Consider the following 15,251-nt stretch of genomic DNA (forward strand, 5'->3'; position numbering starts at 1 on the left):
TGAGCTGACTCAAGTCAGTGATTCGGGGGGGTGAGCGCAGCTAACACCCCGGCGACTTCAAGGACGAAGGGGATTACCACCACCGGTGAAAATGATGCACCGGCCCGACCCCCTGTCCGACTTCAAGGGTATCGGCTTGTTCTAATGCACCTTGCAGATAGTGTTTGGCGGCATTCACTGTATCTGCCCAATCGTGGAGCCGTGGCCGTAAGGCCGCCAATGCGGCCGATAAGGTGCAGCCGGTGCCGTGGGTATGGCGAGTATTTACTCTGCGGGTAACAAAACGCTGTTCGCCTTGTGCCGTAAACAGCCAATCGGGGCTATCTTTACCGCTCAAATGCCCTCCTTTCATCAATACTCCCTGACACCCCAGAGCCAACAGTGCTCGCCCCTGTTCACACATTTGTTGCTCATCGCGCGCAGGCTGGCAATTGAGTAGCGCGGCTGCTTCTGGCAGATTCGGGGTAATCAAAGCCACTCGCGGTAACAGCAGTTGACGTACTGCGTCTACGGCCTCTGGTGCCAATAATGGATCACCGCTTTTGGCGACCATAACGGTATCTAGCACCACAAATGGGATGGGGTAACGTTGCAGTTGTGTGGCAACAATCTCGACAATGTCAGCATTAGCCAACATACCGATTTTCGCGCTATCGATGCGCACATCACTGAGAACAGAATCGAGTTGAGCTGCAACAAACGCCGGTTCGATGGGATAAACTGACTGCACACCACAGGTATTTTGTGCCACCAAGGCGGTGATCACACTGGTGCCGTAAGCTTGCAAAGCAGAGAAAGTTTTCAAATCAGCCTGAATACCGGCCCCACCGCTAGGGTCAGTTCCGGCAATCGTGAGTGCATTAATTCGCTTCATGAATATCTCTCCACACTCATATCAATGGGAGATCGAATGGCAGCAACAGCGAGAATAGCTAAAGAGAAAACGGCAGGTTGAACGAACATATTCCTCCTAACCGGCGGTCAAGAAGGCGGAACCCTAAGGTGCCGAGACTTCCCTACGCTGGCATAATCCAGATCAGGTAATACGGGTAATATCTCAGCCATGCCACTGTTTGTGGCAGGCACCCCGAGTCAGAATTGTTATTATCATGGGCAGGTGGTAGAAGATCAATCATGTATTGGCTCAACCAATGATCAATTTCGCGAAAGCACCCTGTTTTGGAGGTATAACCATAGGATGAGTATCAAGATTCGTCAGTATCAGGAAAGTGACCGGCCATTCCTGCGCACCTTGTATCTGGCATCACGTAAAGCAGCCTTTACCTGGCTGGACGTTGAACACTTTAGGCTGGAAGATTTTGATCGCTCAACCATTGGTGAAACTGTGCTGGTCGCCGTTGATGGCGATCAACACTTAGGTTTTGCCTCAATTTTTATGGAAGAGAGTTTCCTGCATCATCTGTTTATTGCCCCTGAACTACAACAGTCCGGTACGGGAAAAGCCTTATTGCAGGCAGCACAACAGCTATTTACCAGCCACGGCTCACTCAAATGTCTGGCAAAAAACCAGCAGGCGCTGGCGTTTTATCAAAAACAGGGGTGGGTAGCTATTGCCACCGGCATCAGTAATGATGGCGAATATAGATTAATGCATTGGCATAATGAGAAGGTTAAATAAGAACAATATTGATAATATTAGTTAAAAAATAAAATTTAATATCTAACTTACTATCAAACATCGCTGCATCGTTATATGGGTTATTTTCCCCTCACAGATAAATCAGAAATAAGCACAAGGGAACTGGGTTTCCTTGTGCTTATTTTCTATTCCCCGCGCAGCGCCTTCACATCATCGGCTTTTATATTCAGTGCCGGTTGTCCGAATTGCTGTAGCAGATAATGACTCAAACTAACAACCTGCTCATCGGTTAAGGTGTTAGCAAATCCGGGCATAAAGACTTCACCGTCATTGGTTTTGCGTGACACACCGTGGAGAATCACATTAATCAGGTTATTGGGCTCGGATGCCCCGACCACCGAGTTTTTCATCAATGAAGGGTAATAACCGTCTTTCACGCCCTCACCGGTGAAACTGTGGCAACTGGCACAGTTCCCCAAATACAGGCGCGCGCCGTCACTGTTGTTATCTGCCGTGAAAGGCATACCGCGTAAGGAATTAACACTACTCGCCGCTTGCCCCCAATCCGAACGACTCTTGGTTTCGTCATCTGGATTTAATGGCTCCAGGGTACGCAGATACACCGCCATGGCATTGAGATCACTCTCGCTCAGGTGGCGAGTACTGTTCTCAATAACTTCAGCCATCGGCCCGGCAGCTTGTGCTTTACCGTCAACATGGCCGGTGCGCAGATATTGCACCACCTGCTGCTGACTCCAGCCGCCAATACCGGCATGTGGATCAGAGGTAATATTAAACGCCGTCCAACCATTAATCTCTGCCCCCCCATAGGCTTTGCTCTCTTTCATCCCCATGGTGATATTACGCGGGGTATGGCACTCAGCGCAGTGCCCCAATGCTTCAACAAAGTAAGCACCCTGATTCCATTGTGCATCTTTAGTGTTGTCCGGCTGAAAGCGCTCCCCCTCGAAATTGACCAAATTCCAGAACCACAATCCCCAACGCTGGTTGAATGGGAAAGGCATGTCATTTTCGCGGTTAGCTTGATGCACTGCTGGCAGACTAAACAGATAGGCTTTAATGGCTTTGACGTCAGCATCCGTCAACAAGGTATATGAGGTGTAAGGGAATGCTGGGTAGAGATTCTCACCATTTTTCCCTTTCCCTTCATGTAATGCGCGCAAGAACTCTTCATCCGTCCAATTGCCAATTCCGGTCTCTTTATCGGGCGTGATGTTGGGCGAATATAGCGTGCCCATCGGCGTCTTGAAGGCAAGTCCACCGGCAAAAGGCTTACCGTCTTTGGTGGTATGGCAGGCCACACAGTCAGCGGCCTTAGTCAGGTACTCACCACGTGCAATTAGGTCAGCATCAGCACTGGCATACCCAGTTACGGCTAAACCTAATGCGATAAGCAGGAGATTCACTGAACAGCCCAAGGTTTGTTTTCTCATCTTACACCTCGGCCTTTAATGTTTCAGCGATACGCAGCGAGAGTGCGGCAATCGTCAAAGTACAATTAACTGAACCGACAGTTGGCATCACACTACTACTGGCGATAAACAGGTTTTTATGGTCATGGGTGCGACAATCGCTGTCCACTACCGAGTCTTTCGGGTCACTGCCCATAATGGTGGTACCCGTAATATGATTGTTATTGGCGAAGTTATTGTTGAATTTAACCTCGGTTCCCCCCATCAACTTTGCCGCCTCGGCATAGACCTGCTGAGTGTGTACCGCACTTTTTCGCACATAATCATCCATTGCATAGTAAAACTCGGGTTTCGCAATGCCGATGGCGTCTTTCTCGCTAGCGCTGGGGATAATGCGATTTTCGACATGAGGCAAAATCTCGTGGAAGCTGTCGAATTGTACAAAACGCGCGGCCCTGTCACGGATTTTGGCCTCAAGCTGTGGCCCGAGTTGCAAATCCCCCTGTTTGAGTAATTCAATCGTGACTTGATCGGTACGTGACAAATTGGATAAATGAATTTTTTTCGCTGCAAAATCAGCACGAAATGCACCATCACGGAAGCCGATCATCGACGTCATTTCCTGCGGCCCACGCCCTGGCCACAAGGGTTCACTGGCCATAAAAGTCACCCCGGTTCCGGGGTGATCCATTAGATTGCGCCCCACCATATCGGAACTATTACCCACTCCCCGTGGATTTTTCTCATCGGTGGACATCAGCATCAGTTTCGGAATTTCAATCCCATTAGCGGCCAGTACGAAGTATTTACCCTCAGCCCGATGCTCATTGCCTTGTTCATCTTTAAACAGTGCCGCAGTAATCTGTTGTTTATCATTAACTTCTAACTTATAAACCACAGCTTTGGGGCGCACGACTGCCCCCGCCTGCTCGGCTTTTTCGACATGAGTGATACCGTTATACATGGCGCCAATCGGGCAAATAGGCATGCAGTTGTTATTACCACAACAGGTTGGCCGGCCATCATAAGGTCGACTGTTACGGGCGACCGGTTCAGTGACCACATTGAAACTTCCGCCGTTAAAGCTGCCACCGTTAAAAACATGGCTATTTAACACCGTCTTGATGCGCTGTTCATTCCACGATAATGGCAATGGTGCCATCGGATAGGGTTCACTGCGGGGTGATCCTAGATCTTCATCACTTGGCCCCCAAACACCTAATTCCTGTTCAGCGCGCAGATACCACTTTTCCAACACGGCATACTCAATTGGCCAATCTCGCCCGACGCCATACACGGTTTTCAGTTTGAAATCGTTAGGCAAAAAGCGCCACGCAGAAGCCGCCCAGTGCCAGGTTGTGCCACCCACTGCGCGGATATATTGCACATCATACGGATGTTCACCCTTTTGAATCAGATAGTTATTATTTGGGTTAGATTCAGGATGAGGCGCATACGCGGTGGAAGGATATGGCGCCATGTTGTCTGATTTATCCGGCTGATTACGGAAGTTTTCTACAATTTCCCAGCGAGAGAGGCGCGGACCTGCCTCTAAAACCAGTACTGACTTGCCAGCCATGGCCAGTTGATGGGCAACCAGCCCTCCTGCAACACCCGAGCCAATAACGACGATATCCGCCTTTAGTGTGTCAGCCATAAATGTATTCTCCAAAATTATAAGGCGACATCAGGCTTTACAGCCCAGTATCCGGGTTTATTCGGGCAATAAGAGCGAATAACCAACACATCGGATACCGCATCGAACATCAACGCATTCTCATAGCTGATTACCGCCGCATCGGTTCCCTCACCGATCACGCCGATATACCAGCCTTGCAATATTTGCCGGGCGATTTGTTGTTGCAGGGGTAGCCATTGCTGAGGTTCACCCGAAGGCAACGGTTGTAACAAGGAGAGTTTTTGGTCAAAACCGCCTATTTTCCCGAGCAGAACCTGATAGATTCGTTGACCAATCTGCGCATTAAGCTGGCGCTTACCGGTCAATGCGCGTGATACCAACATGAATCTTTCTAAATTCTGCGGCGAGGTTTGGGTCGATGCCGCGAAAGCATCTAGTGAAAGGGGACTCATCAGGCTACTGACTAGCCCGACGCCGATATATCCCAGCAGACGGCGGCGTGAAATACCCCGCACCTGAGGTATCGGAGAGAGATTTACCGACATGTTTTTTCTCCACAAAACAGCACGCACGCAGTATTCATCCGTTGTATTTAGGAACATGCTGCTAATCGGCATGTGCTAACAGATGCGGGCTACTGCGAGCTAAACTACCCTGCGTTTTACACAGCGGCAGTGGCAATCTTGACTAATAATGAATGGACTTCTCGTCTTATTGACGATGTAAGTTATGAGATGCGGATGTTAAATATTTAGTTGAGTTGTAAAGATTCGTCAAGATTATACCTCATCAGTGAAGGGGTAAAGCAAAACGTGATTCATATCACATTTTGTAACTATAGAGCCGGATCATGCCTTCACCTCAATCATTACTTCAATACGATTAAGGACATATGCCACTTGATGCCAAACTTGCTGATATTCGGTTGAGTTATAGGTACGTAAAAACTCCACCAGCAGTGTTTTGGTTTGTTGCCATATTGCATCATCGACCGGATGCTCTTTATTTGTCTCAAAGAAGGTTTCCAGTGTTTCAACTTTTTGCAGGTAAGCATCCAACGCAGCAGTCCATTCACTTGTATGCAACTTGTGAGAAATTTGCGCCAGCAGCCAGGGCATATAGTCGCGACTGAGGCTAACATCCCAACTATCAGCATCTGTTACAGACCATGTGGCACTTAGATCACCACAATGTGTGCCTTGATCATCGGTAAATCCGTGCAATGCACAAATAGCCTTTTCTACATCAAGCACATAGCCTAAGGCCGGATTATTAATGAATACAGCATCATGAGGGGTTCGCTCATTAAAATTCACTACAGCACCTATATATTCACCTAATTTTGGCCCCGTCAGCACACCTTTGAAGTTAATATATGATGTTTTTTCATTCATATAAAAATGCAAAAGTTTATTTTTATATCCATTAACCAGATAATGATATTCCCAGTCAGCCATAAAGTACCATTTTTTGCTGTATATATTATAAGCTACTCCATTATCACAACGGTACTCTAAACTATTATCACTGTAGTTACTGCGATGGTAGGTAAAGCTAATCGCCGAAGGTTGGTCAGTGCCATCATTCAATAATGAAAGGCACGAGGACTCTATTAACGCTTTACCCTCACTTAATTTATTATAAGCCATCAGTAATTGAGTTTCTGCATTATAATAAATATGATTCCTACCTTTTTTACTCCCCAAATAAATATAGGTATCATCTGGTTGGTCCAAACGATGGGTTATTACCTCACGTTGGTCATTTACACCCCTTGATTCAAGCGTTTCCTTATATTGTAAAAAGGGTCTTACTGCCTTTTCCTGCCACGTTTCAATAGTAGACGCATCAAACCATAGAGTGTATTTATTCACGGTCCCCTGCTGAGAATGTTGTTCCCTGCCATGTAGAATATTAATCGGGCTAGTATGTAAGCTCACATAGAAACCGATTTGATCTAATGATAACGCGGTACCCGTCCCTTGATTGACTAATCTTATTTCATTTTCTACCACCTGAGGGAACCAATACTGGCCAGAATTATTAAAATCACAATAGGTAAATGCCACATCAGCATCAAGCTGGGAACTACGCCGAACCACCGGTGACAAACAGTAAAGGTTGCGATCAAACCCTTGCCCGATAAAGGCCGTCATTATCTGCCCTGCATGACTATAAAAGAAGTAAGAACTTTGTCCATCAGCACCAATAGGCTGACTTTGCTTGGTTAAAAAGATGCTATGACCATTGTTAACATAATAATCATAGCTGAAATATTTTTCAGCTAAAATGTCTGAATGGTAATTGAATGTCACCCTCTTATTCTCAGGATATAAACTCTTTGGTAATACACGATAAGAACTGATATCTGCTGTTAATCCATACTGAGCCAACTCAGCCGCATTGGTGTTTTTATAAAGCGAAGCAGACTTCCCCAAAAATGAATAATCACTAAAAACCTCAACCCGTAAATTTAGCGGAATTTTTATTGATGCAATATTATTATTCCATTGGCTAAATAGCCATTCATCCTCGGTATAATAAGGCACGCAAAATTTTGTGCCGTCCTCCTTTTCAGAGTAATTATCTTTTGAATAAAAACAGACATTATCTTCATTATTATGCTCTGCTATTGTGGATGTTGATATAAAGATCCAAGGAACAATCAAAATACTAATTTTAGCATTCATATTTCACCTGTTAATTATAAAGAAACCAAATATAATCTTTCACATCAAATGGGAAGGTAAGCGTTACAATTTTTATATTCACATATAGTAATCTTACCTAAAAGCGATACTCACAAAAGCATCGTTCATTTTTTATTTATCCGTGAAGGTAAAATATAAATTTTTATTTCATCGCAGCCAAAATAAAAAGCCCCCGAAAGTTCGGAGGCTTAATTAATGTCAGAACACTATCTTATCGACGAGTGATAGTATTTATTCCCACTCAATGGTAGCTGGTGGCTTGCCACTGATATCGTAAACTACACGGGAAATACCATTCACTTCATTGATAATGCGGTTTGAAACGCGGCCCAAGAAGTCGTATGGAAGATGCGCCCAATGTGCGGTCATAAAATCGATGGTTTCTACTGCGCGCAGTGAAACCACCCAATCGTATTTACGCCCATCGCCCATCACACCAACAGAACGCACTGGCAGGAATACGGTAAAGGCTTGGCTCACTTTATTGTACAGATCAGCTTTATGCAGCTCTTCGATAAAGATGGCATCAGCGCGGCGCAGCAAGTCACAATACTCTTTTTTTACTTCGCCCAGAACACGTACACCCAAACCTGGACCTGGGAATGGATGGCGATATAGCATGTCGTACGGCAGACCTAATTCCAGACCAATTTTGCGTACTTCATCTTTAAACAGCTCTTTCAGTGGCTCAACCAGCCCCAGTTTCATCTCTTTCGGCAAACCGCCCACATTGTGGTGAGATTTAATTACGTGTGCTTTACCAGTAGCAGACGCTGCTGATTCAATCACATCAGGGTAGATGGTGCCTTGTGCCAACCACTTCACTTGATCTTGCTTACACGCTTCTTCATCAAACAGTTCGACAAACACGCGACCAATGATTTTACGCTTCGCTTCAGGTTCATCGACACCAGCCAGCGCTGCAAGGAAACGATTTTCGGCGGCAACATGAACAATATTCAGGCCGAATTTATCACCGAACATTTCCAGCACTTGGTCGGCTTCATTCAACCGTAGCAGCCCGTTATCGACAAACACACAAGTCAGGCGGTCACCAATAGCGCGATGCAGCAGCATTGCCGTCACAGAGGAGTCAACACCACCGGACAGGCCAAGAATCACATGGTCTTCACCAATTTGCTCACGCAGACGAACAATGGCGTCTTCGATAATGGTGGCCGGGGTCCATAAGGCTTCGCAGCCGCAGATATCCAACACAAAGCGCTCTAACAGGCGTTGGCCTTGTTTGGTATGTGTGACTTCTGGATGGAACTGCACGCCATAAAAACGCTTCTCTTCGTTGGCCATAATGGCAAACGGGCAGGTATCGGTGCTGGCAACCGTCACAAAATCAGCAGGGATGGCAGTGACTTTGTCACCATGGCTCATCCATACATCCAATATTGCTTCGTTGGCTGGATTGATAGCATCTTTGATATCGCGGATCAGTGCGCTGTCAGTTTTGATTTCCACCTGCGCATAACCGAACTCGCGCTGATTTGAACCTTCAACTTTGCCCCCCAGTTGCATCGCCATAGTCTGCATGCCGTAGCACACACCTAATACCGGGACACCCGCAGTGAACACGTAATCAGGCGCGCGTGGGCTGTCGTGCTCAGTAGTGCTTTCAGGACCGCCAGAAAGAATGATGCCGCTTGGATTAAATTCGCGGATCTGAGCTTCGGTTACGTCCCACGCCCATAGTTCACAATAGACACCGATTTCACGAACGCGTCGCGCCACCAGTTGGGTGTATTGCGAGCCGAAATCAAGAATAAGGATGCGATGCTTATGGATATTTTTTGTCATGTGCGGCGTATTCCACAGAGAAATAATAAAATTAAATAGTTACCATAATTATTTATGAATCATTCCAGTCGGCGAAGCCAAAAAGTTAGTTACCGCCCGCAGCACAGCATACGCAGTTGACACTAAGTCAATGAGCAATGCGAGCCGCGAACGATGACCAAATTCGCCGGTTTAAGCCCCTGGAATTAGCCCATGCGATAGTTAGGGGATTCTTTAGTGATAGTCACATCATGCACATGGCTTTCTTGAATCCCTGCACCACTGATGCGCACAAACTCAGCTTTGGTACGCAATTCATTGATAGTGGCACAACCGGTAAGCCCCATGCAGGAGCGCAAGCCCCCCATTTGCTGATGTACAATCTCTTTCAACAAACCTTTGTATGCGACACGACCTTCAATACCTTCCGGTACCAGTTTATCGGCAGCATTGTCAGTTTGGAAGTAACGGTCAGAAGAGCCTTTGGACATCGCGCCCAGTGAGCCCATACCACGGTAAGATTTGAATGAACGGCCCTGATAGAGTTCGATTTCGCCCGGAGACTCTTCAGTCCCTGCCAGCATAGACCCCACCATGACACAGGAAGCACCCGCGGCAATGGCTTTAGAAATATCGCCAGAGAAACGGATACCGCCATCGGCAATCACCGGAATACCGGTACCTTCCAGTGCTTCGACTGCATCAGCAATCGCCGTGATCTGTGGCACACCTACACCAGTCACAATACGGGTGGTGCAGATTGAACCTGGACCAATCCCTACTTTTACGGCACTTACACCGGCATCAGCCAAGGCTTTTGCACCCGCGCCCGTCGCAACGTTACCGCCAACGATTTGCAGGTTAGGATATTTGGCACGGGTTTCACGGATTCGTTGCAGAACACCTTCAGAGTGACCATGGGATGAGTCAATCAGTAAAACATCAACACCCGCGGTGACCAGCGCGTCGATACGCTCTTCATTGCCAGCACCGGCACCCACAGCAGCCCCAACACGCAGACGGCCATGCTCGTCCTTACAGGCGTTAGGCTTGCGCTCTGCCTTCTGGAAGTCTTTTACAGTAATCATGCCGCGCAGATGGAAGCTATCATCAACAACCAATGCTTTCTCGACACGTTTTTCATGCATTTTTTGCAAGACAATTTCACGAGCTTCGCCTTCCTTAACGGTAACCAGACGCTCTTTCGGTGTCATCACCGCCGTCACGGGTTGGTCTAAGTCAGTCACAAAACGCACATCACGGCCAGTGATAATGCCAACCAGCTCATAATCTTCGGTTACCACCGGGTAACCTGCAAAACCGTTACGGGCAGTCAATTCTTTCACTTGGCGCAGGGTGGTGGTTGGGGTAACAGTCTGCGGCTCGGTAACAACGCCACTTTCGTGTTTTTTCACGCGGCTGACTTCTTCAGCCTGGCGCTCAATGGACATATTTTTGTGAATGAAACCTAAACCGCCCTCTTGTGCCAGCGCAATGGCCAGACGAGCTTCGGTAACGGTATCCATGGCTGCGGACAGCATAGGGATATTTAGGCGGATAGTTGCGGTCAGTTGAGTGCCAAGTTCGGCCGTATTAGGCAAAACTGTGGAGTGGGCTGGAACCAGGAGAACGTCGTCAAATGTCAGAGCTTCTTTCTTGATACGTAGCATGGGCAATATCTCACCAAGGTGGATGTGAAAAGATAAAATATTGCCGTGGCATTATACAGAGCGTAATCGGTTGCCTCCAGCACTTTCTCATAATTTTTCTTGCCAACCGGTCTGAGGTAGGTAATATCGATCAATTAAGTGCTTGTTTTAAAATTTGATCCAGGTCACATGTCACAATCTTCCGCATCAACAATTTTTACTGTTAGCCGTCTTAATCAGACGGTGCGACAACTGCTGGAAATGGAAATGGGCCAGATTTGGCTCACGGCCGAGATATCCAATTTCTCCCAACCGTCATCCGGTCACTGGTATTTCACCCTAAAAGACGCCCAAGCGCAGGTGCGTTGCGCGATGTTTCGCAACACTAACCGCCGTACTACGTTTCGCCCACAAAATGGTCAACAAGTGTTGGTTAGGGCATCGATTACCCTGTACGAGCCGCGTGGCGATTATCAGTTAATTGCGGAAAGCATGCAGCCTGCCGGTGACGGATTGCTGCAACAACAGTTTGATCAACTCAAGCAACAACTGGCGGCAGAAGGGCTATTTGATCAGCATCATAAACAACCGTTGCCAAGTCCTGCCAGGCAAGTTGGCGTCATCACCTCTGCCAGTGGTGCGGCGCTGCATGATGTTCTACAGGTTTTGCAACGCCGTGACCCATCATTGCCAGTAATTATTTACCCAACAGCAGTGCAAGGCGTTGATGCTCCATTGCAGATAGTCCGTGCCATTCAGTTAGCTAACCTACGTGCCGAGTGCGATATATTAATCGTCGGGCGCGGCGGCGGGTCGCTGGAAGACCTGTGGAGTTTTAACGACGAACGGGTCGCCCGCGCTATTTTCAATAGCCACATCCCAATAGTCAGTGCAGTCGGCCATGAAACCGACATCACTATTGCTGATTTTGTTGCTGACTTGCGGGCGCCAACACCGTCTGCTGCCGCAGAATTAGTGAGTCGTAACCAGATTGAGCTGGTCAGGCAAATTCAAGGGCAGCAGCAGCGGATGGAAATGGCGATGGATTATTATCTGGCGCAGCGCGGCCAGCAATTCACCCGCCTTGAACACCGTTTACAGCAACAACACCCACATTTGCGACTGGCACGTCAGCAGACCCTGTTATTAAAGCTGCAACGCCGTCTGGAAGAGAGCGCGCAAAACCAAATCCGCTGGTTAAGCCGGCGCACCGAAAGGCTCCAGCAGCGCCTCGCGCAAGTGCAACCGCAAGGGCAAATTCACCGTTACAGCCAACAAGTACAGCAGCAGGAATACCGTTTGCGCCAGGCATTAGAGCGCCAGCTTAATGGTTACCGGCAGCGTTTTGGTATCGCTTGCTCGCAGTTAGAGGCCGTCAGCCCATTAGCAACCTTGGCCCGTGGCTACAGTGTCACGCAGACTCCGGCTGGGGTAGTGCTGAAAACCACTAAGCAGGTGCAGGCTGGTGATAAGCTGACCACCCGATTGCAGGACGGTTGGGTAGAAAGTGAAATCACCCAAATCAATGTGGCGAAGAAGGCTCGTCAACGGAAAGCGGCAAAAGAGTAACGCCGCCTGGCTCAATTGCTGCCAGTCAAATCGTCGGCAAGTAACTAAAGTGAACGCGGCTTTTCGAAATGAGTCCGTGACCGTGCTGGCAGAAATAATCAATCGCGCCACACGCCTTCAGTACCTGCAACGGTTTGACGCAATCAGGGCACTCCGCCTGTTGCTGATAGTTGCCATGGCAATTAGAGCAATGAAAGTGGCCACTTACTTCGGTCATCAGTTTTTGGCAAACTGGGCATAATGCATCCATCGACTTCTCCTTAAAAACTACATCACCCCGAGCGATCGTAGGAAGTAAATCCCCAGCGCGGTGGTAAAGAATGAACCGACCGTGGTGATGGCAATGATATTCGCCGCCAGGGTGGCATTGCCTCCCATGGCGCGGGTCATAACATAACTGCCAGCCGCCGTTGGGGTGGCAGAGAACAGAAATATAATCCCTAATGTCGCCCCACGAAAGCCCATCAACAAGCCACCAACGGTCATCAATATTGGCACCACAAATAATTTAGCTGTTGAAGATAACGCTGCCACATTGGAAGAACGGAACATCGCGTGCCAGTCGAGGCTCGCTCCGGTGCACAACAGAGCCAATGGTAATGCCAAAGCAGAGATATAACTCCCCGTCTGGACAATCACCTGAGGAAGAGGTAATTGCGTTTGTGCGTAGAGTAAACCGCACAGTAGCCCAATTATCAGCGGATTAGTCACAATACTGCGTAACAGTGCCAATTTACTGATTTTGCCGCCCTGCCCAGCTTGCAGACTGCGAGTCAGGGTGATCACCGACAGCATATTAAATAAAATCACTGTCACCGTCAGATACATCGAGCCGAGTGCCACCCCTTCGGCACCATATGCCGTCATGGCAAAAGCCAACCCCACGATAGCGGTATTGGCTCTGAACCCTCCCTGCACGAATACACCACGCTCTTTTGGGTCTTTTACCAACCACTTGGCGGCGACTTCCAACAGCAAGAAGGTCACCAACGTACCAATAGCGCCATAAACAACCAAGGGTAGGTTATCCAATAAGCTGACATGATTGGTCGCGACACTAAAAAACAGCAGACAAGGGAGGGCGAGATTGAAGACCAGCTTAGTGGCACCATCGCAGAAGCGATCATCCATCAAGCCAAAGCGCCGTAACAGCACACCGAGTAACATCATCAGCAAGTTAGGCATCGTAACACTAAATGCAAAACTCCAGGTTTCCCAAGACATGACTGACTTTCAACTCCCTTTGTTTACGGTTAAGCGGCCAAAGCTGCGTTTTACTGACGGCGGTCGTTAAATGTGCAAAAAGCGCGGAATGCCCGCGCTTTGCTGTTACTACTTACCTTTTTTCAGGTGCGACATCAAACGTTTACGTTTACGCATCTGATTTGGTGTTAATGGATTGCGCTTACCCGCGAATGGGTTCTCGCCCTCTTTAAACTGGATGCGAATTGGCGTACCCATTACTTTTAGTGAACGACGGAAGTAATTCATTAGGTAGCGTTTATACGAATCCGACAGGTCAGTAACCTGGTTGCCGTGGATTACGACAATCGGCGGGTTGTAACCCCCAGCATGGGCATACTTCAATTTGACGCGACGGCCACGCACCAAAGGAGGCTGATGGTCTTCTTCGGCCATCTGCATAATGCGGGTCAGTAAGGAAGTGCCCACACGTTTGGTTGAGCAGTCATAGGCTTCTTGAATAGATTCAAACAGATTACCCACGCCACTGCCATGTAAGGCTGAGATAAAGTGAATCCGCGCAAAATCGACAAAACCAAGACGCAGATCCAGCATATCTTTAACCTGCGCACGCGCTTCTTCTGTCATGCCATCCCATTTGTTCACCGCAATAACAAGTGAGCGCCCACTATTGAGAATAAAGCCCAACAGCGACAGGTCCTGATCCGAAATACCATCACGAGCATCAATAACCAACAGTACAACATTGGAATCTTCGATTGCCTGCAAGGTTTTAATTACTGAGAATTTTTCCACCGTTTCGGTGATTTTGCCGCGTTTACGCACACCCGCAGTATCAATCAGGATATATTCACGCTCATCGCGGGTCATAGGAATATAAATGCTGTCACGCGTGGTGCCCGGCATATCATAAACCACCACCCGATCTTCACCGAGAATGCGGTTGGTTAGTGTGGACTTACCTACATTAGGACGCCCGACAATTGCCAGTTTGATTGGCAGAGTCCGTGGGTCAAAATCATCTTCTGCGTCATCTTCAGGAACAGCGTCGTCCTCAGCTTCCTGTGCGGCCCAATAAGCCGCATTCGCTTCTTCATCGGTCAATTCAACTTCAGACTCTACGGCATCCATATAAGGTGCCATAACATCTTCAATCAACTGAGTCACACCACGACCATGGGACGCCGCGATAGCATGAACTTCACCTAAGCCCAATGAATAGAAATCTGCTGTAGCAGTATCTGGATCAATACCATCAGTTTTGTTGGCAACCAGGAAAGTCGCTTTTTCACGACTGCGCAGATGCTGGGCAATCCCCTGATCCGCAGGCATCAAGCCTGCGCGGGCATCAACCATAAACAGGACAATATCGGCCTCTTCAATCGCCAATAACGATTGACCTGCCATCTTGGTTTCTACGCCATCTTCTGTGCCATCAATACCTCCGGTATCGATAACAATAAACTCATGCCCCTCGACCTCGGCACGACCATATTTACGGTCACGCGTTAGCCCGGGAAAGTCCGCAACTAACGCATCACGGGTGTGCGTTAAACGGTTAAATAGAGTGGATTTACCCACATTCGGGCGCCCGACCAGCGCGATGACAGGTATCATTGTTGAAGCCTCATTACTTAATTTTCAAATCATTACAGCGCT

Annotated in this window: 12 protein-coding genes and 1 riboswitch; of the genes, 2 read left to right on the forward strand and 10 right to left on the reverse strand. The window is 48.0% G+C overall.

The window, feature by feature from the left end:
- Nucleotides 1–73 precede the first annotated feature (73 nt).
- Nucleotides 74–874 (reverse strand): bifunctional hydroxymethylpyrimidine kinase/phosphomethylpyrimidine kinase, encoded by an 801-nt coding sequence (gene thiD, locus Q2T72_RS16045; protein WP_372569459.1) that lies wholly within the window; start codon nucleotides 872–874, stop codon nucleotides 74–76.
- 122 nt (nucleotides 875–996) lie between these two features.
- A riboswitch (TPP riboswitch) is annotated at nucleotides 997–1,100 on the reverse strand.
- A 98-nt stretch (nucleotides 1,101–1,198) separates the two neighbouring features.
- Between thiD and Q2T72_RS16050 the strand changes: the two genes are divergently transcribed.
- Nucleotides 1,199–1,639 (forward strand): N-acetyltransferase family protein, encoded by a 441-nt coding sequence (locus Q2T72_RS16050; protein WP_372569460.1) that lies wholly within the window; start codon nucleotides 1,199–1,201, stop codon nucleotides 1,637–1,639.
- A 146-nt stretch (nucleotides 1,640–1,785) separates the two neighbouring features.
- Here Q2T72_RS16050 and Q2T72_RS16055 read toward each other — a convergent pair whose 3' ends face one another.
- The 6 genes from Q2T72_RS16055 to guaB all read right to left on the reverse strand — a co-directional run bounded on the left by Q2T72_RS16055 (nucleotide 1,786) and on the right by guaB (nucleotide 10,841).
- Nucleotides 1,786–3,054 carry a c-type cytochrome gene (locus Q2T72_RS16055; protein WP_372569461.1) on the reverse strand — a complete coding sequence of 423 codons (1,269 nt, stop codon included), beginning with the start codon at nucleotides 3,052–3,054 and terminating at the stop codon, nucleotides 1,786–1,788.
- A 1-nt stretch (nucleotide 3,055) separates the two neighbouring features.
- Nucleotides 3,056–4,690 carry a GMC family oxidoreductase gene (locus Q2T72_RS16060; protein WP_083163222.1) on the reverse strand — a complete coding sequence of 545 codons (1,635 nt, stop codon included), beginning with the start codon at nucleotides 4,688–4,690 and terminating at the stop codon, nucleotides 3,056–3,058.
- 17 nt (nucleotides 4,691–4,707) lie between these two features.
- Nucleotides 4,708–5,217 (reverse strand): sugar dehydrogenase complex small subunit, encoded by a 510-nt coding sequence (locus Q2T72_RS16065; RefSeq protein ID WP_193784798.1) that lies wholly within the window; start codon nucleotides 5,215–5,217, stop codon nucleotides 4,708–4,710.
- A gap of 303 nt (nucleotides 5,218–5,520) precedes the next feature.
- A complete protein-coding gene (locus Q2T72_RS16070) occupies nucleotides 5,521–7,362 on the reverse strand; it encodes a hypothetical protein (protein ID WP_372569462.1) in 1,842 nt (613 codons plus the stop codon).
- A gap of 252 nt (nucleotides 7,363–7,614) precedes the next feature.
- On the reverse strand, nucleotides 7,615–9,192 hold the full coding sequence (gene guaA / locus Q2T72_RS16075; protein ID WP_083163218.1) for a glutamine-hydrolyzing GMP synthase: 1,578 nt from the start codon (nucleotides 9,190–9,192) through the stop codon (nucleotides 7,615–7,617).
- Nucleotides 9,193–9,377: 185 nt separating this feature from the next.
- Nucleotides 9,378–10,841 (reverse strand): IMP dehydrogenase, encoded by a 1,464-nt coding sequence (gene guaB, locus Q2T72_RS16080; RefSeq protein WP_083163216.1) that lies wholly within the window; start codon nucleotides 10,839–10,841, stop codon nucleotides 9,378–9,380.
- 168 nt (nucleotides 10,842–11,009) lie between these two features.
- Between guaB and xseA the strand changes: the two genes are divergently transcribed.
- Entirely contained in the window at nucleotides 11,010–12,389 is a 1,380-nt protein-coding gene (xseA, locus tag Q2T72_RS16085; protein WP_372569463.1) for an exodeoxyribonuclease VII large subunit, read from the forward strand.
- Nucleotides 12,390–12,414: 25 nt separating this feature from the next.
- Here xseA and Q2T72_RS16090 read toward each other — a convergent pair whose 3' ends face one another.
- From Q2T72_RS16090 to der, 3 genes are all read right to left on the reverse strand, one after another.
- The gene (locus Q2T72_RS16090; protein WP_083163211.1) at nucleotides 12,415–12,639 is read right to left on the reverse strand and encodes a zinc ribbon domain-containing protein; all 225 of its coding nucleotides are present in this window, start codon (nucleotides 12,637–12,639) and stop codon (nucleotides 12,415–12,417) included.
- Nucleotides 12,640–12,656: 17 nt separating this feature from the next.
- Entirely contained in the window at nucleotides 12,657–13,613 is a 957-nt protein-coding gene (locus Q2T72_RS16095; RefSeq protein ID WP_083163209.1) for an AEC family transporter, read from the reverse strand.
- Between the two features lie 108 nt (nucleotides 13,614–13,721).
- A complete protein-coding gene (der, locus tag Q2T72_RS16100; protein ID WP_083163207.1) occupies nucleotides 13,722–15,209 on the reverse strand; it encodes a ribosome biogenesis GTPase Der in 1,488 nt (495 codons plus the stop codon).
- Nucleotides 15,210–15,251: the final 42 nt, after the last annotated feature.

The sequence above is a fragment of the Yersinia sp. 2466 StPb PI genome, from assembly GCF_041538325.1.
Lineage (GTDB): Bacteria > Pseudomonadota > Gammaproteobacteria > Enterobacterales > Enterobacteriaceae > Yersinia > Yersinia enterocolitica_E.